Origin of the sequence: Calothrix rhizosoleniae SC01 (assembly GCF_900185595.1) — a bacterium.
In the GTDB taxonomy this organism is placed as follows: domain Bacteria; phylum Cyanobacteriota; class Cyanobacteriia; order Cyanobacteriales; family Nostocaceae; genus Calothrix_A; species Calothrix_A rhizosoleniae.
Genome location: NZ_FYBH01000017.1, coordinates 1 through 25,792, shown reverse-complemented (window position 1 = coordinate 25,792; position 25,792 = coordinate 1). Strand labels below are relative to the sequence as shown.

The following is a 25,792-nucleotide window of genomic DNA, read 5'->3' as shown; positions in this document are numbered from 1 at the left end:
AAGGAGCTTTATTTCACTTTGAGATGTTGATTAATGTCTGAAATAAGGCAAACACGTTTGTGAAGGTCAAAATCAGGTAACGATATAATCAGGATTTGAACTTATCCCGAACTCAGGTGATTCAACATTTTCTTGCTTGGGAAGGATTCACAAAATCATGTAAGTCAGCATCCCAAATACTAATGTAAATAAAGTCACAATCTTGTCTAATAATTTGACCTTTCCAGGTACCAAGGGAAAATGAAAAATTATCAGACTGACGCTGCTGGATTTGTTGCAATCCTTGCTGAATATCCGGTGTGGCTTTACCTGCTAACATTCCATTTAAGGTATTTTGCATTAGTTGGGGATCTACGGATTGAGCAAAAGATGCTTCAGTTTGTTTAAGTTCCCCCGATGTACGGTCAAATAAATAACCAAGATCGATTTGGTTGGGAATTACCTTATAAGTGACAGCACGGGTATTCCCCCACAAACCTCTTAAATCTCTCCTTGGCTTCCCAAGGACTGCTTCTACATCCTTTCTGGCTGTACCTGCGGGAAATGCTGGTACTTGCCCAACGGTAGGTGTTTTCTGTTTTTGGGGTGGTGGTGAAGCTACGGGTGGAGTAGTGGGAGATGTAACTAATGGTGGTGATGGTTGAGTATTTTCCAGTATAGTTTCTGGTTGGGGTGGGGATGTCTCTGAAGGGAAAGAAGGTGTAGGAGAAGGTGTAGGAGTAACTCTTGATTTGGGGATGTTGGGGATACTTTCTGGTTCAATAGTGGGAATGGGGGATTCTGTAACGGGATTAGTATCTGTATTTTCTTGGGTAGATGTAGTTGCTTTAGTTGCGGACTCTGTAACTTGGGGCTGACGATTCATAGTAGTGATTGCGACTGCGCCAATTAAGCCACCAACAAGCAAGCTACCAATAATTAAAGCTGGTTTTTGCCAATCTTGACTATCCTTTTGTGGGGGGATTGTGGCTATTCTCTTGGAGGAGGGTATAGCTTGAGTTCCCCGGTTAGTTGCATGGTTATGGGGAGAGAGGGAAATAGTGGCTTGGGTTGGGGGGTAAGGAGTGGGTGATGGAATGGCACTAGGAGATGATTGTAAAGCTGATAACATTTGCATTGCCGTACCATAGCGATCGCTAACATTGGGTTGTATGGCGCGATCGATTACCATGACAAAATTGGGGGATACTCCTGATGCATCATTTTGCCAAATAATTTCTCCAGTTTGGGGATTGGCTGGGAAATCTTGGGGATGTTTACCAGTCAATAAAAACACTGCTGTCAAACCTAAGCTGTAAATGTCGGTAGCGTAGACTGGATGTCCGACGGATTGCTCCCTAGACATATATCCTGGTGTGCCAATTACTAGGGAAGAGGTGGGTACACCAGGGGAATTGACTATAGAACGAATTGTTTCTTTAACGGCTCCAAAATCGATGAGGATTGGTTTCCCCCAGGGTTGGGAGGATGTTTGCAAGATGATGTTATCAGGTTTGATATCCCGGTGAATAATGCCTTTGCTATGGACATAATGCAAAACCGATAACAAATTCACAATAATTTCCCAGACTATAGTTTCGTTGAGAGTCCCTTGGGATTGGATAATATCTGCCAGGGTTTGACCTTGAATCCATTCCTGGACTAAATAAAACTGTCCATTTTCAGAGAAATAGGCGTAAAGTTTGGGTATGCGATCGCTACCTTCCCCCAAATACTCTAAAGTTGCTGCTTCCCTCTCAAACCGTTGCTGAATCATCTTGTAGGTTTGGGGATCGTTGGTGACTGGTTTGAGTTGCTTAATGACACAACGACGACGGGAAGGCATGTGGGTGTCTTCCGCCAAAAAGGTTTCACCAAAACCACCACTACCTAATACCTGAATTACTTGATAGCGATTGTTGAGCAGCTTGATTGTTGTCATTCACAAAAAAACGGATGTTTTCACCAAATTATACTAGCTGCTGTGGCACTAGTTTAACAAATGGTTCCCAACTAATCCAAATTAACCCAATCGGTGGGGAGTTCGCTGAGGAGCCTTTACCTGGTAAGGGTTTCAGTCTCTAAATCGACGCATCTCTTAAAAAGATTATACATACTCTTGAAAATTATGCAAAACACATAGTTCAAACCCTTGCCCTGCAAGACGCGATCGCATAAGCCTCACATAATCCAATACATAAAATATAGTTATTTTTACGGATACAATATCTAGGAATTTGTGGAATAGATGCTTATACCTTCTTTCAATGTTCAACGAACACAAAGGAGTCCTACAGCCTTGAGGAGGTTTTTATGAAAATTTTTCCATTGAAATCACAAGAATATGAGTTTGATTCAATTCAAAACGAATTATTGTGGAAATTAGCCATCAAAATGCGGAATTTTGCCTATTTTTGGACTACGATGGGTACATTTGCCTTAATATCTGGAATAGCTTTCTTGTTTATTCAAGGAAAAGGAGGAAATTTACGGCAATTGTTCCTAGGCATATTTATGGGTACTAGAGAACTAGAATTGGCACCTATGGTCAAGTTTGTTGTTGGTATTCTAGTCCTATCTATATATATTATCTTTATTGGTAAATCTACCGCCCAGGCTGCTGTTAAATTAGGTAATGTGGCCAATACTGATGGTAACGATATGACTCATTTAATGGCTGCTTTGCGGAAGCTTGACCGTGTATGTTCTCTCTACTATCAATTAGCAGCCCTGCTTGTAGTTGCAATTTGGATTAATATTATCTTTTTTTGAATAAACTTCTCTATTTTTCCCATATCCTTAGCACTAATACTAATTCTGTGTGAAGATGCGCCAAAAGGGATAATCTGCTTTGGATTTGCATTATACCATTTCTCTAAATCCTGGCTACAGATAATTCTCCCTCTGCTCCCTGCCCCTCTCCTGTCCATGTGTAGCTTTATTTTGGAGAATTGGCATTAGACCTTCCCTCGCAAATTTATTTAGCGCAGCCTCATAAAGAAATGGTATAAAAATCAACCTCTTCTCTCTTGGGAGTAATAAAATAGGTGAATAAGCCTTGGTATCGTCTAATAGTATTAAATACTAGAGCTTTCTAGCCTCTACGTAAATATACTGGCAAGTATTCCTATAAAAGAGGCTTGTAGCATCTATAATCTTGTGATATATATGACTTCCCTGATTCGCTTTTTAATGTGTGCTCCAGACCACTACGATGTAGACTATGTAATTAATCCCTGGATGGAAGGGAATATACATAAGTCATCACGCGATCGCGCTGTGGAACAGTGGCATAAATTACACCAAAGTATCAAAGAACACGCCATTGTCGATTTAGTAACACCAGAAAAAGGGTGGCCTGATATGGTATTTACAGCCAATGCTGGATTGGTATTGGGTAAAACCGTAGTACTAAGTCGTTTTTTACACAAAGAAAGACAGGGAGAAGAACCTTACTTCCAGCAATGGTTTGCAGAAAATGGTTATACAGTTCATGTATTACCCCCAGAACTACCCTTTGAAGGTGCAGGAGACGCACTTTTAGATCGGGAAGGACGGTGGCTATGGGCTGGATATGGTTTTCGTTCAGAACTAGATTCCCATCCCTATTTAGCTAAATGGTTGGATGTTGAAGTGCTATCCTTGCGACTCACTGATGATCGTTTTTATCACCTAGATACCTGTTTTTGTCCCCTCACCAATGGTTATTTACTATACTATCCACCAGCTTTTGACTCTTACTCCAACCGCTTAATCGAAATGCGAGTCGCCCCAGAAAAGCGGATTGTAGTGTCAGAACCGGATGCAGTTAACTTTGCTTGTAATGCAGTCAATGTAGACCGCATCGTCATCATGAATAAGATATCTGAACAGCTGAAAAAACAGCTAGTAGATGTTGGTTTTCAAGTAATCGAAACTCCCCTGACAGAATTTCTCAAAGCTGGTGGAGCTGCAAAATGTCTCACCCTGAGAACCACGGAGCCAATTCGAGAAGAACTTCATGGTAATGTGTATGTGGAAAGTCGGGTGATTTGTATGAAAGGTCACCTCTTAGATGCAGGTTTGATTAACCGTGCCCTAGACTTAATTGTTGATAATGGTGGTAGTTTCCAAGTCCTCAATTTTGATTTGGGAGAACAACGTCAAAGTACTTCTTCCGCAGAGGTGAAAGTTTCTGCACCTTCCCATGAAGTGATGGAAGAAATTATCTCCCAGTTAATTGATTTGGGTGCTGTAGATTTACCCCAAGATGAGCGGGATGCTAAATTGTTACCTGTAACCCTAGCTGGGGTTGCTCCCGATGATTTTTATGTTTCTACCATTTATCCTACAGAAGTACGAATTAATGGCACATGGGTGAAGGTAGAAAAACAACGCATGGATGGAGCGATTGCAATTAGCGAAACTCCCAATGGTCTTTTGGCTCAGTGTAAATTACTGCGGGATTTAACAGTTGCAGACAAAGTAGTAGTCGATGTACAAGGTATCCGTACCATTCGCAAACCAGAATCCCGAGAACAACGCAATCCCCAAGAATTTAGCTTTATGTCCGCCGGTGTTTCTAGCGAACGCAGGGTGGAGCTAATAGTTGAGCAGGTCGCCTGGGAACTACGTAAAATTAGGGATGCTGGTGGTAAAGTAGCTGTCACTGCTGGGCCAGTAGTTATTCATACTGGTGGTGGTCAACACCTAGCCCAACTTATTAGGGAAGGATACATACAGACATTACTGGGAGGTAATGCGATCGCAGTTCACGACATGGAACAATCCCTCATGGGTACTTCCTTGGGTGTGGATATGAAGCGAGGTGTAGCTGTAATGGGCGGACACCGCCACCACCTGAAGGTGATTAATACTGTACGCCGTTACGGTAATATTGCCAAAGCCGTGGAAGCGGGGGCAATAAAGAGTGGGGTCATGTATGAGTGTGTGAAAAATAACGTTCCCTTTGTTCTAGCTGGCTCCATTCGCGATGATGGACCCTTACCGGATACTCAGATGGATCTAATTAAAGCACAGGCAGAATATGCACAACAGCTTCAAGGTGTAGAGATGGTTTTAATGCTCTCATCAATGCTCCACTCCATTGGTGTGGGCAATATGACTCCTGCAGGTGTGAAAATGGTTTGTGTCGATATTAATCCAGCCGTGGTCACAAAATTGAGCGATCGCGGTTCTGTAGAATCTATGGGTGTAGTAACTGATGTGGGGTTATTCCTCAGCTTGCTAATACAGCAATTAAATCTGTTGACTAGTCCGTATACTCAGCAATTAGGCTAAGGAAATATACCATGTAGAGATGTAGCTTTTTATGTCTCTATAAGCCCTCAGCGTTGTAGATAGATTTCACAGTTAAACAATGTCTTAGCCCTTTGACTTCGCTCACCGTTAGCCCTGAGCAAAGTCGAAGGGCTAATCTAATTGAGGCTTGCTGTTCGCGGAGCGTGCCGTTAGGCATAAAAGTCTTTTGGTAAGGGTAGGGAGTAGGGAGTGGGGAGTAGTTCCAGCTTCTTGATTTTTATTATTTTTACCAGAAAAAATAACAGATGCAAGGATTTTAAACCTAAAATCCTAACTTCCTTGCACGCCCCTCCCCAATAAAATAACCTCAAAGCATTGATAAATCAATATTTTTCAGTTATTCAGCAGACCGTAATTGGGTAGTGCTAAATATCAAATAATATTTGCAAATTTGGTATTAGTTATTTACACCGTATTTTATGAATTCCCATAACCTTTTTATCTAGTATTTGTGTATGCGGTTTATAACTAATTATTACAAACAAAATATTAGTATAACTATTTAACAAAGTTTATTTAAATTAAGTTTTCTCATCTGAGAAAATTAATCCCTTTGAGATGTAAATCATTGACTCAACTTGGGAATAATGAATCTTAAGAACAAATTAAACAGCATGATACCAAAGCAAGTGATCATTCAACTTGTTTTGCGATTATTTAACTGAATTTGTTTTTATGTAGCCTTACTAAACCTAAAAATCCGGATTTGTTCTTTAGTTAAACGTAGAGAATAAAACCGGAGTTATCAAGATGGAAACCGGAGGTAAGTCATCAAAACAGATCCAGTATATTAAAGGAATTCCGGAGTGATGAAGTTACTATTTTTCATACAAGTATCTGCAAAATTACTTAAGTAATAATAGTGGTAACAAGAAAAAAACTAAATGTCAATACTTCATTAAACTCAATCAGCAAAATATCTTTGAAAACCGTTAAAAATTAATTTTTGAGATACCAAATATGTTACTAGATAACGAACGAGGCAGTGGAAGATAAGACTTCTACATTCAGATTAAGTTTGAGACTGTAATCTTAATTCAAAAATTTTATAACCCTTATATAGTAATGCTATAGACGGCCACGAAAATGTCTTTGTTTCATTCATTGTCAAGGAGTTGAATAATTTTGTGATTGCAGCTCCTTTGCAAGAGGCATTTGAAATTTTGAAGATTAACATGATAATCTCCATTCAATCTTCTGGGCTTCTGCATTCTGACTACTGGCAAAAATCTAAAATTGTTTGGGGTAAGGTACAGTTGAATAGGACAATTTCTATTTGCCGGGAATCCTCATCTGTATGGGTGAGGTATAGGCTAATATATCTATCAGGTTTGTAGGGCATTCGCTCTGCCCACTCAATAGCAACAATTCCTGGTGTGAACTCAATTCCTTCCCAATAAGTGTCTAAATTTAAGTTGGCAACTTCTGGGGTGGTAAGGCGATATAAATCTAAATGATACAGAGGAATGCGTCCTTCCGTATATTCATTAATGAGGGTGAAGGTAGGACTTACTATTGGTTCGGTAATATCTAAACCTTTACCAATACCTTGTACTAAGGTCGTTTTTCCAGCACCTAAATCACCTTCTAACAATAGAATACTCGGAGCATCAAGGGATTTACCTAAGTAGATTCCTAGCTGATGCATTGCTTCTGCATTGGCTAGCAAAATTTTGATCATTGATTGCACAGTTACCCATTCTGCAAAAACCCTAATAAACCTCATCTACTTTGATAACCGTAGTTTTTGACCCATGAATTTGGGATTGCTTCCTTACGTCGCAATTACATATCCGAATAATCAGAAACTCCAAGTTTCAACATGGACTGGGTTTAGTTTTTGATTTTCATATTTTTTTTTGATACACCACTATACCACTGTAGTAAAATGCTGGCTAATTTTTGGGGATCGTGGCGTACACAACCTGTTTCATCTTCATGCATGACATTGGCGATTACAGCACGTCGTCCCAGTTTACTTATTTCACTACGGTCAAAAAATACGGGGTGAGAGTTTTCCTGAGAATAACGGATATGAGCACGAGCAGAGGGCTGTTTCTTTTGGACTAATACAGAAGTAAATAAAGACCTACCACAAGCATTATCAATGGCTTTAACGTGATCGCTAACAGTATATCCTTGGGTTTCTCCCGGCTGAGTCATGATATTACAAATATAAATGCGGGGAGCAACAGAAGCGGCGATCGCATCGGCAATTTCTGGTACCAATAGATTAGGAATTACACTGGTATATAGGCTTCCAGGCCCCATAATAATACAATCTGCTTCATTGAGAGCTTTAATTGCAGCCGGTAATGCTGGAGGACGAGCAGGGGTACAACCAATGGTAACAATCTTTCCTCCAGCTTCACTAATGCTTGATTCTCCCTCAATTAGGCGACCATCTGCTAATTCAGCCCAGAGTCTCACATCACTGAGGGTAGCTGGTAATACCTGTCCTCTAATGGCTAATACTTTAGAACTAGCAGCAACTGCTCTTTCTAAATCCCCAGTTATTTCACTCATGGCTGTCAAGAATAAGTTACCAAAGCTGTGACCTGTCAGTCCATCTCCAGCACTAAAGCGATATTGAAATAATTCTGTTAATAACTTTTCTTCATCAGCCATAGCTGCTAAACAGTTGCGGATATCTCCAGGGGGTAAAACTCCTATTTCTCGTCGCAAACGTCCCGAGGAGCCTCCATCGTCAGCCACTGTGACAATAGCTGTAATATTAGCACTATAATTTTTTAATCCCCTCAAAAGTGTGGAAAGACCAGTTCCTCCGCCAATAACCACTATTTTTGGCCCTCGATAAAGCCGACGATGAGCCAGTAGCATATCAATTATTTCTTCATCACCTTCTGGTCGAATAACTTGAGTAATTGAATGGACTGTGCGAGTTTGTCCCCACAGTAGTAACAACAAACCACATATTAAAACCAAAGGTCCACTGATATAGTTTGGTAACAAATTTGTGATAAATCCTAACAAACCTCTCAGTAACTGAATCATCCAAAATATGGGTGTCAGCTTAATCCAAATCGCTAATCCCAGAACCGCTAAGATTACACCTCCCACACTAATCAACAGCCAGCGTTTGACTGATAATCCAGGAGACAACCATTTGAACCACTGATTGACTCTATAAGATGTGCGACCACTGCGCTCACGGGAATGCTTATGTAGAGTTTTCAGGGTTTGTCTGATTAAAGCAATTGACATACCTATTTCCCAGCACTACTCACAACAATCATTAACAAAAACAGAAAATTAACCGAATATTCAATAAACAGCATAAGTATTAAATCTTTAAATTAGTATTTTTTTACATATTATATTTACTGGTATAAAGTTGATACAAGTATTTTTTAATTAAAACAAGGAATCTTGATTAAAAAAGTGTTGGCAAAAATTTATTTATCCCACACTATACCCCGCACCTTATATCTTAGTTTTTATAATTGTCTTTTATGATTCAGAGCTAGGATTTATTTCAAATCTTTAAACTGCTTGGACAACATACTTACAGTTTTTTATCAGACCACTGGATATTAATATTGATGGTGAGGGTTGCAGATGAATCTTTCGTGTTTTATCTGTTGGGATTGTGTAAAAATTAGGAATTTTCACCAAAATAGGGAGTAGGGAGTAGGGAGTAGGGAGTAGGGTCAGAGGGAAGATACCCTACTCCAGGATGGTTTGTTAGCGTTAGCGAAGCGTCTCCTGAAAGGAGATAGCGCGTCCGGTATGACATAGCCCCCGGATTTATCCGTGGAAAGTTAAGAAAATTTGGGTGGAGAGGCGCAAGCCCGACAGATAAAACGTCAACATTAAATCCCCTACTTTTAAGTATGGGGCATCCCTACTCCCATGCCCCTACTCCCTACTCCCTCGTTAAATTAAACCTGAGTTATCCCCTACATTAGACTTGGAAATGTAGGTATCAGTTGCCAATGTGCCAAAATTGGAAATGTTTCCAGACCCAGAACAGTAACATTGCATGGAAAAGCTAATTTTAGGATTAGATCCAGGACTAGCTATTTTAGGATTTGGAGCAATTGTCAGTAAAAGTGATACTCTTGACTGTCATCAAACATCTCAGACAACCGTAAATATGGTTGATTTTGGGATCATTAGTACACCTGCGAAACAGGAAATGGGACAGCGACTATGTACTTTGCATGACGATCTGCACACTCTGCTAACAGAGATTAAACCAGATTTAGTGGCGATCGAGAAATTATTTTTTTACCGCATGGCTAATACTATTTTAGTCGCCCAAGCTAGAGGGGTGCTGATGTTAGTATTAGCACAGCACAAATTACCCTATGTAGAGTTTACCCCTGCACAAATTAAACAAGCTTTAACGGGGTATGGGAATGCTGAGAAATACGACGTTCAGGAAGCTGTAGCTAGGGAGTTAAATTTGGATGAGATTCCTAAACCTGATGATGCTGCGGATGCTTTAGCGGTGGCATTAACAGCACTATTTCAAATTTAAGCTAACTTAAGCCAACTATTGATGAAATTTAAATAAAGATATACAAATGAATCAAAAATAGAACTTCTGCGTCATCACATCTAACAACTCCCAATTTTTAATTTTAACGAGAGGATGATTTATGTCATCACCAACCCTAAAATTTATTCTTTGTAGCGGTTTGGGATTATCCATATTTCTGGCTAATTCCATCGCTTCTGCACAAACAAATAGAGACGTTGTGGTTCCCACAACATCATCCCCTGGTAACACCAATCAAAACTCCAATAACAGCGTTACCAGAACCAGAACATCAAATACTCGCAGCCGTGACGGTAGCTCAACCTCTACTGTAACTACCAGCACCTCTTCCACTAACAGCAGACCATCTCCTAATACCAATAGCTCCATTACTTCTGGAACCAGGTTTAATTGTTTGTTTCAGAATCGTCAATATACAGTGATGTATCAACCTGAAAGTCAGCCAGGAAGGTACTTTGCATGGGCAGTTCCCAGAACTTTAGGTGGTGGTTGGGATGCAGAAAGACGCTGTCGAACTATTGCTGAACGCCTGGAAAGGTATCGTCCAGATGGCTTACTAGAGCTGCGTAATTCCCGACTAAATGGTTACGACACTCTATGTGTTACCACTGACAAGGATAGTAGTTGTCGATTAATCCTCACAATACCACCAGGACAGGATGCTTATTCAACTCGCAATCAAATTTTCAACAATTTGACTACTGCTGATAGCGGACAGGAAACTATTGGTGTTAATACTTACACTAGTACTAGCAATGGCAATGAGATAGAAGATATCTTTAAACAAGTAGGTATTTTCGGCAGACGGAACCGCAGTAGTAGTATTAATCGCAGTGCAGTATCTAAGGATGCCATCAAACTTAAATATTTCTTAGATGAAAATGATGGTGGTAATTCTAGATATTTGCGAGATGGAGTTACTATTCGTAATGGTTCTAATCCTGCTTCATCTGGCTTACAGTTAAACCCCAATAAATTCCGCTAATTTTTTTACCGGTATTACTCAATACCTCTGCCGAAAAAAAGACAGAGAGGGAGCAGGGAAAGTAGATAAATCATTAATTCTTTCACTCCCTCACTCTTTCACTCCCCTATTCTTTCATTCCCTCACTCCTTCACTCCTTCACTCATCCAACGGAGTAGAAACGGTCAAAACCTGGGGTGGTGTTGCATCTGGGGGGTAGAGAAAATCAACTTCTACCAAGCGGCGATCGCTTGCTGGTATATTCAGTGTAGCTAAAGGTTTACCGGGCTCACCCCTTCTTTGGACTAAATGTACATATCGAGTTTGTCGTTGACCCCGATCATTTTTGTAACGCAAGCGTATTGTCCCCCGGAAGAATACTTGTGGTACTGGAGTACTAAAAAAACGCAGTCCTCGTTGACTTAATCTATCTTCCTTCACAGGAGTTTGTATTGATACAGTTACCCTCTGAGAAACTTTACTTTTGTTATACAAGGGTAATTGTAAATTATACTGAATGCCATAATTCCCGTGGGCACTGTATGCCGTGTCAGGATAGCGTACTAGCATCTTTGCACTTTGAATTTGCTGAGTCCCCAAAGTACCTCCAGGAACTGTACTCAGGGGGTAAGAATAAGCTTTTCCTGGTTGAGGAATTGTCAGATATTTTACCTTGTTATTATCTGTAATCAATGCTCGCCATTGGGAACCTTGAGCAACTCCCGCCACACGACCATAAATTATCCCTCCATTAGTTGCATTCGGTGGAGTGGGAGCTTTATCTCTAGGGCCAGCTATCTCACTATTGTCAAGTAAATTTAACCATTCTTTTAAAATCGGGGCACGTTCCTTGTCATCATCATTTGTCGGTGCAAACATGGCCAAGCTAGCAGCGTAGACTTTACCATTACTATGCAAACGAGCAAAGGTAGAGCGACCATTCAGGGGTGGTGTTAAATCTTTGACAGGGATTGGCGCATTGAGCAACATCCGACTTTGTCTGGGAGGGATGATAATTTGGGCTGGGAAAATATTTCTTCTTCTGCCCCTGAGTATATCATTCATCACCCGATCGCCTGGGCCAGCAAATACTCTACCCAAAATATTCTGACTAAAACTAGGTAGCTGAATAAAAGGAGCATCTGGTTGGCTTAAATAACTTGCTCCCTGCAACACATTTATTTTCACCGTCTTTTGGTCAGGGTTATGTAGCAATATCCCCAAATACAAAGTCCGTAAATCCTTCCCAGAGCTTGCTTGAGCAACATGATGGGCAAACACATCAAACCGTCCCTGAAACGGAAAATTCAGGTGGGCTGCGGGCATCTTTTTCCCTTGGGGGGGGAAGGTAGAAAGTAGTATTCCTGGTTTGAGTACCTTTTCTGGACTATTGCTATTAAAAGTGGGGATTTGATCGAGTTTACCCGGTAAAGGACGTACCTCTTGAATTTTTACCAACTCCTTTGCAGGAGGAGTAGTTTGGGCAATAAATAAATCGGGTAAGAATAGCAACATAATTAGTAGATATTTTTTTAGTTTCAGACAGTCATTAACTTATAAAGTTGCCATACCATCAACAATTAATAAAAAATCTGCCAGCATTATAGGTAAGTTTTCCCTAGTCAAAATGGGAACATGAACAAAAATACAAGGAATCTGGCGATGGTGCTGTTGTAGATAATCTAATACAGAATAATAAAGACCTTCACAGACAAATTTTCCACAATCATGGCTAATCTCCACTGATGATATTCCCAGAACCAGCTGCTCTAAATCAACTTTTGTTGGTAAAACATTTTCTTCACCATCTATAAATGTCTTGCGAGCTTGAAACTCCACAGTTAATAGGAGGCGACTTTCTGCCATTCCACAACAAATAATTACATCTGGTTGTAGTTCTGCAATTCTTTCTAATACTTGACTACTAGCAAGCTCAATATCTACAGGCAAAAGTCGGAGCAAGTTTAAATTATGGGATATTGAGTTAAGTTTCGATAGTTCAATCAACAAATCATCACTTGAATTTGAGCGTTGATGGGGTAGCCAAGTCTCAAAAGAAGTTAATAGAAACCTTTTCTTCATGGAAAATATTATTTAAAATAGAAACACCCTCCATAAATTAATTTACAGGGAGCAGGTAAATGGCGTTAATTGCAGTTGTTGATTATGACATGGGAAATTTGCATTCAGTCTGCAAAGGTTTGGAAAAAACCGGAGCGATTCCGAAAGTAACTTCTTCTGCCAAAGATTTAGAACAAGCAGATGCTATTGTTTTACCAGGGGTAGGTGCTTTTGATCCTGCTGTAAAACACATCAGAGAACGTGGATTAGAAGAGCCGATCAAAGCAGTTATTGCTTCAGGGAAACCATTTTTAGGAATTTGTCTGGGACTACAAATTTTATTTGAATCCAGCGAAGAAGGTAAAGAACCTGGGCTAGGAATTTTACCTGGTAAAGTTAGACGTTTTCGTCCCGAGCCTGATTTAACTATTCCTCATATGGGTTGGAATCAGCTGGAATTAACTCAACCAAAATGTCTTTTATGGGAGTACTTATCTGCTCAACCTTGGGTATATTTTGTTCATTCTTATTATGTTGACCCAAGTCAGCCGGAAATCCGTGCAGCTACTACTACCCACGGTAGTCAAACTGTAACAGCTGCCATCGCCCATGAAAATTTAATGGCAGTTCAATTTCACCCCGAAAAATCTGCTAATGTGGGACTGCAAATTCTCTCTAACTTTGTTTCCCAAGTCCGCGAACAAATAGCTGCCTAGCTGTAGAATGTTATAGTTTTCACCTATTACTCATCTTGTATAAAAATATTGAAAGGGTAGACCCGCTTTTGCCCTCAAGTTTGCTATCTTTGTGATTATGTCTTTGAGAATTTATGGTAATCGTCAGCTAAAAACTTTACCAGGTAAAGACACAAGACCCACAAGTTCGCGGGTGAGGCAAGCAATATTTAATATTTGGCAAGGAACAATTACTGACTGTCGGTGGCTAGATTTATGCACTGGAACTGGTGCAATGGGTGCAGAGGCTTTGTGTAGAGGAGCCAGTGTATTAGTAGGTATTGAAAAATCATCTCGTGCTTGTAGCATCATCCAACAGAACTGGTTGCAAGTAGCTGATAATACGCAACATTGGCAAGTAATCCGAGGAGATGCTTTACAAGAATTAACAAAACTTGCAGGGCAGAAATTCGACCGTATTTACTTCGACCCTCCCTATGCTAGTGGGTTATTTTACCAAAAAGTACTAGAAGCGATCGCTGACTATCAACTTTTAGATCCTCAAGGAGAAATAGCAGTGGAGCATAGTTCCCAAGGTTGGAGCCCACCTGCGATTGCTAATTGGGAAATATGCCGGGAAAAGGTTTACGGTAGTACTGCAATTACTTTCTATCGATATTTACTATCCCATGAGTTGGGAGTTGTTAGTTGTTAGTTGTTAGTTGTTAGTTGTTAGTTGTTAGTTGTTAGTTGGGAGTTGTTAGTTGTTAGTTGTTAGTTGGGAGTTGGGAGTTGGGAGTTGGGAGGAGAGAGACAAAGGAGAAAAAGGAGAAGATATCATTCATTCACTCTTTCACTCCATCCCTCCATCCCTCGTGCCCTTAGCCTCCTAATTCAGTAGGACGCTTATATTGCTGATAAGCAGCGAAAAGCAAGCCACCAAGGGTAACTGGAATTAATCCGAGAACAATACCACAAAGTAGGGGTTCAACCACGTTTAAGCTCCTTATTGCAATTTATAAACAAACGTTTCTGTCCCTAATCTTACCAAATATGGCATTCATCCCTTGCCAGAAAATCACCTGAGATAATAATATTTCAGCAAGAAAATATTATTTATACTTGCAGCCATAATCAAGAACTTTTAAGCTATGTGTATGAAATAAAATTTTTGTATCGCTAAACTTAACAAAAGTAAAACCTTTGGATAACCAACTCACCAAACCCGAAATTTTAATTCAGCGGATTGCTTTGATTTTTGTAGCAATTGTGTTAGCAGTACTCTTAGGTGTTTTGGCTGTTCGCATATCAAAGCATTCGGATCCATATGTCAAAACTGTTCTTTCCCTAACAGGGGATCCCATACAAGGAAGCGCAATTTTCCAAATCAACTGTGCTGGTTGTCATGGCTTGCAAGCTGATGGACGGGTGGGACCTAGTTTAAAAGGTGTATCCAAACATAAATCCCGCTACGGCTTAATTTTCCAGGTTATTAGTGGAGAAACCCCACCCATGCCCAAATTTCAACCCAGTACACAAGAAATGGCGGATCTTCTCAGCTATTTGGAAAAAATTTAGCTAAGCCTGAAAAACGAAACCCACCTTATACCAGTTCAAATAATGTTTGTAACATATAAATTCTTCGTAAGGGCACAGCACCAGCAAGATACTTTTATATATTGAAAGATTGATCGATGCCCTGCCCCTACCCATCTGTTCACAGGTGTAGGCTTTTTACAATTGGGTGTTGGTTGGTCAGACAAGGTAGACAACCCACCTATAATCCCCAAGGAGGAAAAGGAAAGTAGACAAGAGGAAAAAACCGAACCAAAAAAGTACGGTTCCCAACAATACAAACTGGTTCAAAACCCTATTTTTCCATTGAACAATCTTCCTTGTCTGCCTGTCTTGTAATCTCCCAAGTCTAGCCTCAACCGAAATGTTAAAAACCTACCCTTGTGAGCTACCCATCTGTCCCATTTTTTTTCAAAATGGTATTAATTTTAAGGACACATTAAGGTTTCGCTAGTTTTTCTACCTGTAGTTGGATTAGTACCCTTTGCGACCTCACATAGTTTTTTTTGTACTGCACTACGGAGATAAACATCCGTAAAATCTGCACCATCAATAATTGCTTTATCAAACATGGTGTTAGTGCAGAAAGCTCCCTCTAGGTTCGCATTTGTTAGATTAGCGTTAGTTAGACGGACTGACTCTAAATCAGCATATCTGAGGTCAGCATCAGTAAAATTAGCTCTAGATAAGTTGGCTGAAAAAAATCTTACCCCACGAACATTAGAGTTACTAAAATTACTTTTACGGAGATTAGCATGATCGAAACTGGAATCTGTCAAATCTTGTCCAGCAAAATCAACTCCTTCTAGGATACGGTTGTTATAGTTAAGTGCTAATACAGGAGGAGAAAAATAGATCAATCCGGTGAGCCACAATACTCCTCCCAATAATAAACTGATTGCGACCTTCCAAACGCGTTCTCGTTTTGTACGGCTGACCTGGGGAACATTGCCCAGTGCCTGTTTCAGAACATTATTTAATTTAAAATTCATTGTATATTTCATTCAATGGCAAACCATTCTCCATCCCATTATCCCGATATCGGTGCTTTAGGAGAAGACCTAGTAGTAAAATGGCTGCAATCTACTGGTTGGATAATTCTACACCACCGCTTTTCTTGCCGGTGGGGTGAAATTGATATTATTGCTCAACAAGATGAATTGTTGGCGTTTATTGAAGTGAAAACTAGAACTGCTGGTAATTGGGATGGAGGAGGAAGATATGCTGTTGCTCCCCGTAAACAAACCAAAATCTGGCGTACTGCAGAAATGTTTTTAGTTGAGTATCCACACAAAGCAGATTACTCATGCCGATTTGATGTTGCTATTGTTCTCTGTCAGCGTTTATCCAGCTCACAAGGAAGGATAGTCAACAAACAAAATTTGTTCGGTTTTGTCACAGGGGAATATGAATTCCTTCTGCAAGAATATATACCCGCAGCTTTTGATGATTCTACGATTCAGGGCTAATATATGGGAGGGGTAATTGGGAAAAAGCCCAACTACCATTACCAATTACTCATGATGAAGAATTTTATGCATTCCTGCTAGAGTACACATATAGAGATTGAAACTTAGGCTAGAGTCTCAGGACAGTAACCTAACCCTCGGACAAATTGTTGCCTAAAAGCTTCAATTTCTTTCTTTTCTGGATGCCCATGAGATACAATTGCCACTTGGTAGCGACGCATGACATCCACTGGATTTTGTCCTGCTTCTAAACTCCACATAGCCATTTGCACCCGCATGGGTGGCTCATAGCTAATACCTAATTCATTTAAATAAGCGCGAATGTCACCATCGTCTTGGGAGTTTACCTGACTTTTCAGTTTGATTCTCACTACCCAACCATCAATTTGATGGATAACAGTGACAAATGAAACGGGAATTTGCGGTCTGGAGTGAAAAAATTGAACTACCCTCAAAGTGAGACTGGCGTTTGCCAAATAATACAAATATTCCATGTTACTGCTTCGGATTAAAGCCAATCCTACAATTCCTAATATTGCTCGATCAAAACCTTTCTCCGGTAGGGTAAAAATCCCCGTTTTCTCATGGGTAAGTTTACCCAACTTTTATATTTGTACTTAAATTATACGGATATAGTTCATGAAAATTTCACAACACTATTTAACTTTTGTTCTATGAAGATTAATTTTTTATAAATAATACTCAAAAAGTCTTAGTTTTATTAAAATTTTGTACACAAATGCAGCATCAAACTCCTAGTGAAAATACGGCTATTCATCCACTGGATACAGAAGTGGACTTAGACATTTGTTTGTCGGGATATGACTATGAACTGCCACCAGAAATGATTGCCCAAAATCCAGCTTTTCCTCGAGATAGTTCTCGGCTCTTGGTAGTTGATTCTATAAAAACTGGGAATAATACGCAACCGCTAAATACTGTTTTCCGTAATTTACCGGATCTACTTTTTCCTGGCGATTTACTGGTAATGAATAATACTAGAGTCATTCCGGCAAGATTGTATGGTCATAAATCCACTGGTGCAGAAATTGAAGTACTGCTGTTGGAGGAAATGCAACAAAATTGCTGGTTAGCTTTGGTCAAACCAGGAAAGCGGTTTAAGTTGGGGGCAAAACTTATTTTTACTGCTGCAAGGCAAGGTGATGGAAACCAGTTTGACTTGGCTGATGAGCTCACGGCTACGGTATGGGAAACTGATGAGGCGACTGGAGGTAGGTTGTTACAGTTTGATGTGCCGGAAGGCATGTCTTTAATGGATTTGTTGGATGTATTTGGGCAAGTTCCTTTACCGCCATATATTCTGGATACCCAGGCTGAAGATGAACAGTATCAGACTGTATATGCCAAAAACCCAGGAGCGATCGCAGCTCCAACAGCAGGATTACATTTCACCCCAGAATTGCTAGAAAAATTGCGATCGCGGGGAGTAAATCAAGCTTTTGTGACTCTTCATGTGGGTGTGGGTACATTCCGTCCGGTAGAGGTAGAAAATGTGACTGCTCACCATATGCATGAGGAGTGGATTGAAGTACCTGCTTCCACAGTAGAACAAATTCGCCAAACCAAAGCTGCAGGTGGTCGAATTATAGCTGTGGGGACAACTGTGGTCAGGTCTTTAGAATCAGCCGCAGGGTCGGGGGAAATACAACCTTTTTGTGGTAAAAGTAACTTGTTTATTTATCCAGGTTATAAATGGCGAGTGGTGGAGGGTTTGATTACTAATTTTCATCTACCCCGTTCGAGTTTATTAATGTTAGTCAGTGCTTTAATTGGTAGGCAAAGATTACTAAATATTTATCAACATGCGATCGCATCTGGATACCGCTTCTATTCATTCGGTGATGCCATGTTAATTTCACCAGAAGCAGTAAATCAGTTATCAGTTATCAGTTAACAGTTATCAGTTTATTCATTTCCTCTTAGGTGCAAGGCTTGCGCCTCTATTCTTTGGCTAATTGCTTTTTCGCTTCTTGCCAAAAGGATTCTAATTCTTCTAGGGAGTAATCAGAAAGGGGGCGATCGCAAAATAATTCCATTTTTTGTAATCGCTGAATAAAACGGTGATTAGTTCCTTGCAATGCTTCAGTGGGGTCTAAGTTATACCACCGAGCTAGTTGTAATACAGAAAATAATAAATCTCCTAACTCTGATTGCTGCTCTGCTGGAGTTTCATGAGCTATAGCCTGGTGAAATTCTTGCAACTCCTCATGAAATTTATCCCAGACCCCATCAATATTTTCCCACTCAAAGCCCACATCGGCAGCCTTTTGGGAAATTTTCATACTTGCCATCAATGGTGGTAGTTTGCGCTTATAACTGCTGAGTTTGCGGCTCAATTGATTGGCATCATTGGATGTATGTCCTTTTTCCTCAGCTTTGATTTGCTCCCAGTTTTGCTGTATTTCATCTACACTTGCCACAGAAACATCCCCAAATACATGGGGGTGTCGGCGAATCAATTTTTGCGAAATCCCTTCAGCCACTTGCTTGAGAGTAAAGTGTTGAAATTCCAGGGCTATTTGTGCTTGCAACACCACTTGTAATAATAAATCACCCAACTCCTCTGCGATCGCTTCAGAGTCTCCACCTTTAATGGCATCTACCACCTCATAGGCTTCTTCAATCACGTAGGGTATTAAAGTTTGGGGAGTTTGTGCCAAATCCCAAGGACAACCACCATCAGGATTACGTAACTTTGCCACCACATTAATTAACTCTTGCAAAGCCTCTAAAGTTTCTGGGTGTTGCTGTGCTTGATTAAATTCCATAAACTCTATATTTTCTTATTCTCTGCGGTTTTAACTGATTTACGACTGCGACTTCTCTTCGTTTGCCGAGTCATCCGACTGCTTACCTTACGTTTCTTTATTTTGCCACTAGGAAGCACACCAGCAATCCCTTTCTTTTTGAACCGCTTGTAAGCTGAACCACTCCAATCACTGAGAGAATGACTCATTGCACCCAATTCCATCCCTAGAAACAAAGCCATAAATTCTGTAGCATAAAAAATAAGCGATCGCCCCATAGACTCCCCTGTTATCTGCCAATTCCACTGTAAATTCAGTAGCTTTTGGATAATTAGCAACATTAACAAGGTAAACGAGCCAACTACACAGCATAAATAAATTACCCGCAGGGTGGTACCAATAATAGGACCGTGGGATAGAAAAGAGCGATGGCGCAGACTTTTTTGATAGGGAAGCCAAATCCATCGGAACCATCCCCAGCGTTGGTAGTGGCGAGAGTAGATATCCAAATCGGGACCAAACATTAGCCCTCCAAATAGGAAGCCACCAGCAATGAGTAAAGTAATATTGCTACTACGAGTTTGCCAAAATGCCAAGCCAGCAATCCAAGGCAAAGCCCATAATGTAATGCGATCATGCGTCCTACCAGAGGGCATAAATAAATCAAAATTCTACAGTCAATAGTCAAAATTATTGCAACTTAAATCTAGATATAGAATTTCTGCAAAAATTTTTTCTTAAAAATACTAGCGCAATCTGAGATAGTTCGCTATAATTATTTCTTGTGTGCAACAAACGGGCGGTTAGCTCAGTTGGTAGAGCGCCTGCCTTACAAGCAGGATGTCACAGGTTCGAGTCCTGTACCGCCCATATCCCGTTAATTAGTGCGATAACTTGCTGTAGTTATTGTACTTGAGCACTGACACGATATTCTCTGGTGTATTTTTTTTGAACGGCTAGACTACCAGGACATTTTTTCTCTGCTTTCGTTTGAATTTCGCTTTGCAGTATTTCTCGCATATCACTAAGCTTTGGCACCCTAATAGAAGCAGGATAGTTGCTCGACCAAATAAAGTTAATTTTGGGATTTTATGAATGTAATTGTGGTAATTGTCAATTTGGGCGCACTCTAGCTCAGTTTTTGCGTGTTTATTCTCTAATGGCTCATTCATGATGTTGGATCCCCAGAAAATTTGATGCAGATGGGATAGTTTCGACCTATAACCAGTAAGTAAGCACAGGGGACAAATACTAATGCTAATAAAGTAGCTCCACCAACTCCTCCAGCAATGCAAATGGCTAAAGGAGGCCATAATTCACCCCCATCTAGAAATAGGGGAATAAAACCAACAATGGTGGTGATGGTGGTAGTAAGAACATGGCGAGTGGAACGGACAATCACTTTTACCATAGCTTGGCGATCGCCTTTTCTGGCTCGAGGATGATCACGGATAGCTGCCAGAACCACGATAGAATCATTAATTGCCACGCCAATTAAACCCATTGTGCCCAGAATAGCCATAAAACCAAGGGGATAACCGAAAAACCACAAGGAAGCTAGTGCTAAGTAAGTCGGCACAATAAAACCAAACTATGTGAAGAATAGTAAATAAGCCTAAAACCCTTGTTCCCCCTGCTCCCTGCTCCCTGCCCCCTGCCTTATCCAAACGATAATTTTTTACGCCAACCTACTTAGACCCACTGAACCGATAGCAACTATAAAAATGATACCAGCACTACGGAAGGACTGGAAGGAAAGAACAAGGGTAGCGACCATTAAAAAAATGACAATGCCTACTGTGGAAAGTAAATTAACTATTGCTTCCTTGCGTTCGGCTGATTCTCCACCCCACTCCATTGAATAGCCGGGAGGGAGTTGGAAATTACTGTCACTGAGGCGTTGTTTGAAATCCGCTAATATGGTTGAAGGCAATACTCCTGCTTTAATAAAACCTTGGATAGCATTAACCCGTTTACCATCGCGCCGAGTAATGATGGCCGCTTCTGGAACCAGCTTAATCTTACCAAGGGTTGATAGGGGTAAGGAAGTAGGATTTTCTGGAGATAATTGTTTCTTGGGAACTAAATCGAGACTAGTAATCTGGTCAAGGTTTGCGCGGGAGTCATTAGATAAACGTACCCGAACTGGTAGTTCTTCCGAATCTTCGAGGATAGAACCACCGATGTTACCTTCTAGATTGGCGTTTAATTGTTGAGCTATTTCGGTGTTATCCAATCCTGTCAGTTGGGCTTGTTCTTCATCTAGGGAGAGGGCAAGTTTGGGTAAAACTTTTCCTAAACTGGTGCGGGTATGGGTAACGTTAGATATTTGAGCTAACTGACTTCTAATTTGCGTTCCTAATTCTTGTAGGGTGTTTAAGTCCGGACCATAAAGCAGCAAAACAATTGGTGCTGAAGACTGCAAACCTTGTTCCAATTGTTTCAAAAATACTTGAGTTGAGGGTAAGGCTCCATCTAATTCTTGCTGTAGAGTTTGAATTAAGCGACGACTTTCACTAGCTGAGGTAATTTGAACGATACCATTGGCGTAATTTGGTGATTTACGGCCACTAGTAGGTAAAGTTATATAAAATTTCGGGGCATTTGTGCCGATAAACCAATAAACATCAATTACTTCTGGATGACGTTTAATTATTTCTTGTGCCTGCTTTACTATTGCTTGAGTTTCAGATATGGAAGCAGAGGCGGATAATTGTAATTCTATGGGAAATTGGTCTCGTTCTGAAGGGGGAAAAAACTGTTCTGGAAGAGTATCCGCAACTAAAAAACCTGTTAAGGGTATGATTAAACTAAGAGCTATCCCTACTATTGGTTTGACTAAAATAAAACTGAGTATTTGGCTGTAATTTGCAGTTAATCTGGAGTTGGAAAATCCTGTTTTCCACCAATTATTTGGGGATAGATCAGAAAGAAAATACTTTCTTCGATCCTTCAACTGTTTGTTTGTGGTTTTCGTCTTCTGAATTCTGCCTATGAGAGCAGGTACAATGGTCAAAGATATAAATAGAGAACTACACAAAGCAAGGATTACCGATATACCTAGGGAACTCACAAACTCACCTATCCCTCCAGAAAGAAGGGCAATGGGCATAAAGGTTAAAACTGTAGTCAGGGTAGAAGCCAATAGGGGGACTGTTAGGTCGCGAATACCTCGGGATATGGCTAGTTGGGGTTTAAGGCCTTGTTGAAGCAGCTGCTGTATTTCATCTACAACAACAATGGCATTATCAATTAACAAGCCCAAGGCAATGACCAGTCCTGTTACTGATACCTGATGTAGAGGAATCTCCAGCACTCTCATCCCGCCAAATACCATCAGCACCGATAGGGGCAGGGATGAACTCACAATTAGGGCTGATTTCCAACCCATCATCAATAAGGTGCTAACAAAAACACACAAACCTCCTAACAGCAAATTTTTGAATAGGTTATTGAGCCGATTGTTGACGTAACTGCTTTGGTCAAAAATCAGTTTGAGGTCAATGCCTAAGGGTAATCTGGCTCTAAATTCTTCTAGGTTTTGACGAGCAGTTTGTGACCAACTATCAATTCGCCGATCGGGTTCCATCAGCACTGCCAAAGCAATAGCTGGTTTATTATCAATCAGGGCTAATTGTGAGGGAGGTTCTCTAATTCCTTTTTTTACCAAAGCAATATTCCCCAAAGGGGTTAATTGTCCGCTTCCATTGACAGAATGAATGGGAATTTGTCGAATACGCTCCAAGTCATCTAGCTGGGTTTGCACCTCTAACAGGAGGTTATTCTGGCTTCGTAGTTGACCTGCGGCCACTTTAGCATCACTTAAATGAATTTGTTGGGATAATTGTTGTGGAGTTAGACCCAGTGGGGTGAGGTGGGAAGGGTCAATCTCCACTATAATCTCTTCCGTGGGAGCCCCAAATAATTCTACCTGCTCTGTTCCTGGCAGAACACGAAGTTCATCCTCTAATTCCAGAGCCCAACGACGCAAAATAGAGTAGTTGACTGGCGATTCTAAATTCCAAGTTAGTACTGCAATCAGGGTATAAGCTGGTCTATTTTCTATGTATTCTGGTTTTTGAGCCTCTGGAGGTAATTTTGCAGTAACATCAGCTAAGTGATCGCGCACCCGAGACCAGACTTCATCGTGATTTTTTACCCTATTTTTTAATTTGATCCTAATCGTAGATTTACCTAGATCTGAGCTCGATACTAGGGTTTGAATTTCGTCAATTTCTGATAGTTCTTGTTCGATAATATCAGTTACTAAAGATTCGACTCGGTAAGCACTGGCTCCAGGTAATCTAGTAGTAATGACCGCCACCCATTGACTGCTCACTGCATCTTCCATGCGAGGGAGGATTTGCCATGAGGAGATTCCCCACATGAGAATGAGGCAAATAATGAGAATTAACAGGCGTGTGTTGCGATAGAAAAACCACATATATTAATTTAATCTAACAACTTATTTTTTGAATTAATTATTGTGGTTATTTCGTACATAGCCTAACCAAATGTTGTAATAAATTATATGTTACATTTCTATCACGTAATTTATTACAATTATAAATAAATACAAAAAAAAAGGATTAAGCTTTTTAGCTGAAACAGCAAGAAGCTTCACACCTACTCGACACAGAGGTGTAAAAGGTGAAGTGCGCCTGAGTTGACGACAATCCTTTGACCAATTGTTCCCATAGAAAGAAAAAGGACATGGAGAAAACGAGCAAAATATAAGCTTAATAGCTGAAAGCCTTGTTATAAATGGATTATAAAAATACTACGATTTTTCATCTCACCTATAGAATGTGAGATCAACTGCTATAAATAACAAACAATAAATTAATGAGTCAAAGATGGTTTGCTGATCGCATATTCCATAGAATCTTGAAAAACTTCAGTTGGCTTTTGGCCGCACAAGTTTTTATTGTCATAGCTAACTTCGGATACTTAAGTTTAACGGCCCATAGCTTGGGTGTTGAATTTTTTGGCAGATTGGTATTGGTGAGAACCTATATTGCAGTAATTGTGGGTTTGACTAGTTTTCAATCTTGGCAAGCTTTGATTCGCTATGGTGCAATTTTTTTGCAAAAAAAGGATATAAAGGCTCTACAAAACCTAATTAAATTAACAACTTTACTTGACGGTTTAGGGTCGTTGGCGGGGTTAGCGATTGCTATGATTGCTGCTCCTTATATCGGTTTGTTTTTGGGATGGAATGAAACTGCAATCCGTGAAGTGCAGTATTTGAGCATTTTCATTTTGTTTACGATTGGGTCAACCCCCACTGGTTTACTGCGTCTGTATAATCGTTTTGACTTACTGGGTTTGCAACAAACTATTGCTCCATTTATTCGCTTATTGGGAACAGTTATCACCATTTGGCTTCAGGCTCCCCTTTGGGGATATTTCTTAGTTTGGTCCATGGCCGAAGCATTGAATGGGCTTTCGTTGTTGCTGTTAGGTTGGCGAGAAGTTGGAAAACATGGTTTGTTAAAGGATATGGATTTTTCTTGTCCCAAATTAACCCAAATAGAGCCAAAAATTTGGCAATTTTGTCTAATCTCCAATGTCAATTCATCTCTACCCCTAACAATTATCCTAACTCCTTTAATGATAGGATTCTTGGTCAATCCTATAGCGGTGGGATTGTATCGGGCGGGTTACGAATTATCTACTCCCCTCAAGGATTTGGCTTTACTCTTAACCCAATCAGTCTATCCAGAACTAGCTCACTTGGGTAGCCAGGAGAATTGGAAAAAATTCGCCACTATTATTTTAAGATTGGGAATAATTCTCCAGGGAATAGGGATAGTGCTTTTTATTATTTTTATGATTTTGGGCAGAGAATTATTGCACTATTCTATGGGTGAGACTTTTATTCCAGCCTATAACACTTTAATTATTCTAGTGATGGCAGGAATTTTTAAAATGGGTAATTTTCTCTTAGAACCTGCCCTGTATGCAATGGGACTTCCCCATGTTTCTTTGCGCGTGAATGCGATCGCTATCTTGGTGGTTTACTTGCCACTGTTAATGATCCTAACTTTCCAGTTTGGTGCAGTTGGGGCAGGATTAGCCATGCTTTTATCCAATGTATTAAGCTTTGTTCTCAATAGCCGATTAACTTGGAGGCAACTACGGGTAAAGTGCGGAAATAAACAAGGAGTTTAATAGCGTTTCTTTACATTTAGAATCTTCTTAAAGTTTTTCTATAATAATGAACATTATAAAGGGAATTAATAATCAATTTTTCGAGTATAGCTATCGATGTTTTTCTAGTCCAGATAGAAAACTTCCAGACTTTATTATTATCGGGGCAATGAAATCTGGAACAACATCACTATATAATTATTTAATTCAACACCCCAGAATTATCGCAGCTCAAAAGAAAGAAGTTCATTTTTTTGATAAACATTTCCACATCGAGATAATTGTTTGTTTTGTAATCTTTTTTCAGCAGAACTGAAAGGAGT

General features: G+C 40.1%; 20 protein-coding genes, 1 tRNA gene and 1 pseudogene. 11 read left to right on the top strand and 11 right to left on the bottom strand.

The features are described 5' to 3' along the window. Nucleotides 1-121: 121 nt before the first annotated feature. Nucleotides 122-1,921 carry a serine/threonine-protein kinase gene (locus CALSC_RS00745; RefSeq protein ID WP_088239524.1) on the bottom strand — a complete coding sequence of 600 codons (1,800 nt, stop codon included), beginning with the start codon at nucleotides 1,919-1,921 and terminating at the stop codon, nucleotides 122-124. Nucleotides 1,922-2,292: 371 nt separating this feature from the next. Between CALSC_RS00745 and CALSC_RS00740 the strand changes: the two genes are divergently transcribed. Both CALSC_RS00740 and argZ read left to right on the top strand, forming a co-directional pair. After that, the gene (locus tag CALSC_RS00740; RefSeq protein ID WP_088239523.1) at nucleotides 2,293-2,751 is read left to right on the top strand and encodes a hypothetical protein; all 459 of its coding nucleotides are present in this window, start codon (nucleotides 2,293-2,295) and stop codon (nucleotides 2,749-2,751) included. A gap of 396 nt (nucleotides 2,752-3,147) precedes the next feature. Beyond that, a complete protein-coding gene (gene argZ, locus CALSC_RS00735; protein WP_088239522.1) occupies nucleotides 3,148-5,259 on the top strand; it encodes a bifunctional arginine dihydrolase/ornithine cyclodeaminase in 2,112 nt (703 codons plus the stop codon). 1,237 nt (nucleotides 5,260-6,496) lie between these two features. On the opposite strand, the gene tsaE is transcribed toward argZ, so the two are convergent. Then, nucleotides 6,497-6,961: a tRNA (adenosine(37)-N6)-threonylcarbamoyltransferase complex ATPase subunit type 1 TsaE gene (gene tsaE / locus CALSC_RS00730; RefSeq protein WP_200817523.1), complete on the bottom strand. Its 465-nt coding sequence runs from the start codon at nucleotides 6,959-6,961 to the stop codon at nucleotides 6,497-6,499. Between the two features lie 152 nt (nucleotides 6,962-7,113). Further along, nucleotides 7,114-8,505 carry a gluconeogenesis factor YvcK family protein gene (locus CALSC_RS00725; protein ID WP_088239521.1) on the bottom strand — a complete coding sequence of 464 codons (1,392 nt, stop codon included), beginning with the start codon at nucleotides 8,503-8,505 and terminating at the stop codon, nucleotides 7,114-7,116. Nucleotides 8,506-9,283: 778 nt separating this feature from the next. On the opposite strand from CALSC_RS00725, the gene ruvC reads away from it, so the two are divergent. Beyond that, nucleotides 9,284-9,784, top strand: coding sequence for a crossover junction endodeoxyribonuclease RuvC (gene ruvC / locus CALSC_RS00720; RefSeq protein WP_088239520.1), 501 nt, complete (start codon nucleotides 9,284-9,286; stop codon nucleotides 9,782-9,784). Between the two features lie 121 nt (nucleotides 9,785-9,905). Next, the gene (locus CALSC_RS00715; protein WP_088239519.1) at nucleotides 9,906-10,790 is read left to right on the top strand and encodes a COP23 domain-containing protein; all 885 of its coding nucleotides are present in this window, start codon (nucleotides 9,906-9,908) and stop codon (nucleotides 10,788-10,790) included. Between the two features lie 138 nt (nucleotides 10,791-10,928). Here the strand turns inward: CALSC_RS00715 and CALSC_RS00710 are convergent, their stop codons facing one another. Together CALSC_RS00710 and CALSC_RS00705 are read right to left on the bottom strand one after the other, a co-directional pair. Further along, nucleotides 10,929-12,284: a DUF3370 domain-containing protein gene (locus tag CALSC_RS00710; RefSeq protein WP_088239518.1), complete on the bottom strand. Its 1,356-nt coding sequence runs from the start codon at nucleotides 12,282-12,284 to the stop codon at nucleotides 10,929-10,931. Between the two features lie 39 nt (nucleotides 12,285-12,323). Next, nucleotides 12,324-12,851, bottom strand: a complete 528-nt coding sequence (locus CALSC_RS00705; protein ID WP_088239517.1) for a C15 family peptidase — start codon at nucleotides 12,849-12,851, stop codon at nucleotides 12,324-12,326. A 59-nt stretch (nucleotides 12,852-12,910) separates the two neighbouring features. Between CALSC_RS00705 and hisH the strand changes: the two genes are divergently transcribed. Both hisH and rsmD read left to right on the top strand, forming a co-directional pair. After that, entirely contained in the window at nucleotides 12,911-13,546 is a 636-nt protein-coding gene (hisH, locus tag CALSC_RS00700; protein ID WP_088239516.1) for an imidazole glycerol phosphate synthase subunit HisH, read from the top strand. Nucleotides 13,547-13,643: 97 nt separating this feature from the next. Continuing rightward, on the top strand, nucleotides 13,644-14,219 hold the full coding sequence (rsmD, locus tag CALSC_RS00695; RefSeq protein WP_088239515.1) for a 16S rRNA (guanine(966)-N(2))-methyltransferase RsmD: 576 nt from the start codon (nucleotides 13,644-13,646) through the stop codon (nucleotides 14,217-14,219). Between the two features lie 166 nt (nucleotides 14,220-14,385). Here the strand turns inward: rsmD and petG are convergent, their stop codons facing one another. Continuing rightward, nucleotides 14,386-14,499, bottom strand: coding sequence for a cytochrome b6-f complex subunit V (gene petG, locus CALSC_RS00690; RefSeq protein ID WP_037222446.1), 114 nt, complete (start codon nucleotides 14,497-14,499; stop codon nucleotides 14,386-14,388). Between the two features lie 208 nt (nucleotides 14,500-14,707). On the opposite strand from petG, the gene CALSC_RS00685 reads away from it, so the two are divergent. Then, nucleotides 14,708-15,082 (top strand): c-type cytochrome, encoded by a 375-nt coding sequence (locus tag CALSC_RS00685; protein WP_088239514.1) that lies wholly within the window; start codon nucleotides 14,708-14,710, stop codon nucleotides 15,080-15,082. A 425-nt stretch (nucleotides 15,083-15,507) separates the two neighbouring features. Here the strand turns inward: CALSC_RS00685 and CALSC_RS00680 are convergent, their stop codons facing one another. Continuing rightward, entirely contained in the window at nucleotides 15,508-16,071 is a 564-nt protein-coding gene (locus CALSC_RS00680) for a pentapeptide repeat-containing protein (RefSeq protein ID WP_088239513.1), read from the bottom strand. 15 nt (nucleotides 16,072-16,086) lie between these two features. Between CALSC_RS00680 and CALSC_RS00675 the strand changes: the two genes are divergently transcribed. Then, complete coding sequence (locus CALSC_RS00675; RefSeq protein WP_088239512.1) at nucleotides 16,087-16,548, top strand: YraN family protein; 462 nt, start codon at nucleotides 16,087-16,089, stop codon at nucleotides 16,546-16,548. 104 nt (nucleotides 16,549-16,652) lie between these two features. Here the strand turns inward: CALSC_RS00675 and CALSC_RS00670 are convergent, their stop codons facing one another. Then, complete coding sequence (locus tag CALSC_RS00670; protein ID WP_088239530.1) at nucleotides 16,653-17,042, bottom strand: hypothetical protein; 390 nt, start codon at nucleotides 17,040-17,042, stop codon at nucleotides 16,653-16,655. Between the two features lie 245 nt (nucleotides 17,043-17,287). On the opposite strand from CALSC_RS00670, the gene queA reads away from it, so the two are divergent. Beyond that, nucleotides 17,288-18,463, top strand: coding sequence for a tRNA preQ1(34) S-adenosylmethionine ribosyltransferase-isomerase QueA (gene queA / locus CALSC_RS00665; protein ID WP_088239511.1), 1,176 nt, complete (start codon nucleotides 17,288-17,290; stop codon nucleotides 18,461-18,463). Between the two features lie 46 nt (nucleotides 18,464-18,509). On the opposite strand, the gene mazG is transcribed toward queA, so the two are convergent. Both mazG and CALSC_RS00655 read right to left on the bottom strand, forming a co-directional pair. Further along, nucleotides 18,510-19,337, bottom strand: a complete 828-nt coding sequence (mazG, locus tag CALSC_RS00660) for a nucleoside triphosphate pyrophosphohydrolase (RefSeq protein ID WP_088239510.1) — start codon at nucleotides 19,335-19,337, stop codon at nucleotides 18,510-18,512. A gap of 5 nt (nucleotides 19,338-19,342) precedes the next feature. Then, nucleotides 19,343-19,972, bottom strand: a complete 630-nt coding sequence (locus CALSC_RS00655) for a metal-binding protein (protein ID WP_088239509.1) — start codon at nucleotides 19,970-19,972, stop codon at nucleotides 19,343-19,345. Nucleotides 19,973-20,113: 141 nt separating this feature from the next. Here CALSC_RS00655 and CALSC_RS00650 point away from each other — a divergent pair. Continuing rightward, nucleotides 20,114-20,186, top strand: a tRNA-Val gene (locus CALSC_RS00650). 298 nt (nucleotides 20,187-20,484) lie between these two features. On the opposite strand, the pseudogene CALSC_RS00635 reads toward CALSC_RS00650, so the two are convergent. Next, nucleotides 20,485-23,703, bottom strand: a pseudogene (locus tag CALSC_RS00635) (efflux RND transporter permease subunit). Between the two features lie 458 nt (nucleotides 23,704-24,161). Between CALSC_RS00635 and CALSC_RS00630 the strand changes: the two are divergent. Continuing rightward, nucleotides 24,162-25,490: a lipopolysaccharide biosynthesis protein gene (locus CALSC_RS00630; protein WP_088239505.1), complete on the top strand. Its 1,329-nt coding sequence runs from the start codon at nucleotides 24,162-24,164 to the stop codon at nucleotides 25,488-25,490. Nucleotides 25,491-25,792: the final 302 nt, after the last annotated feature.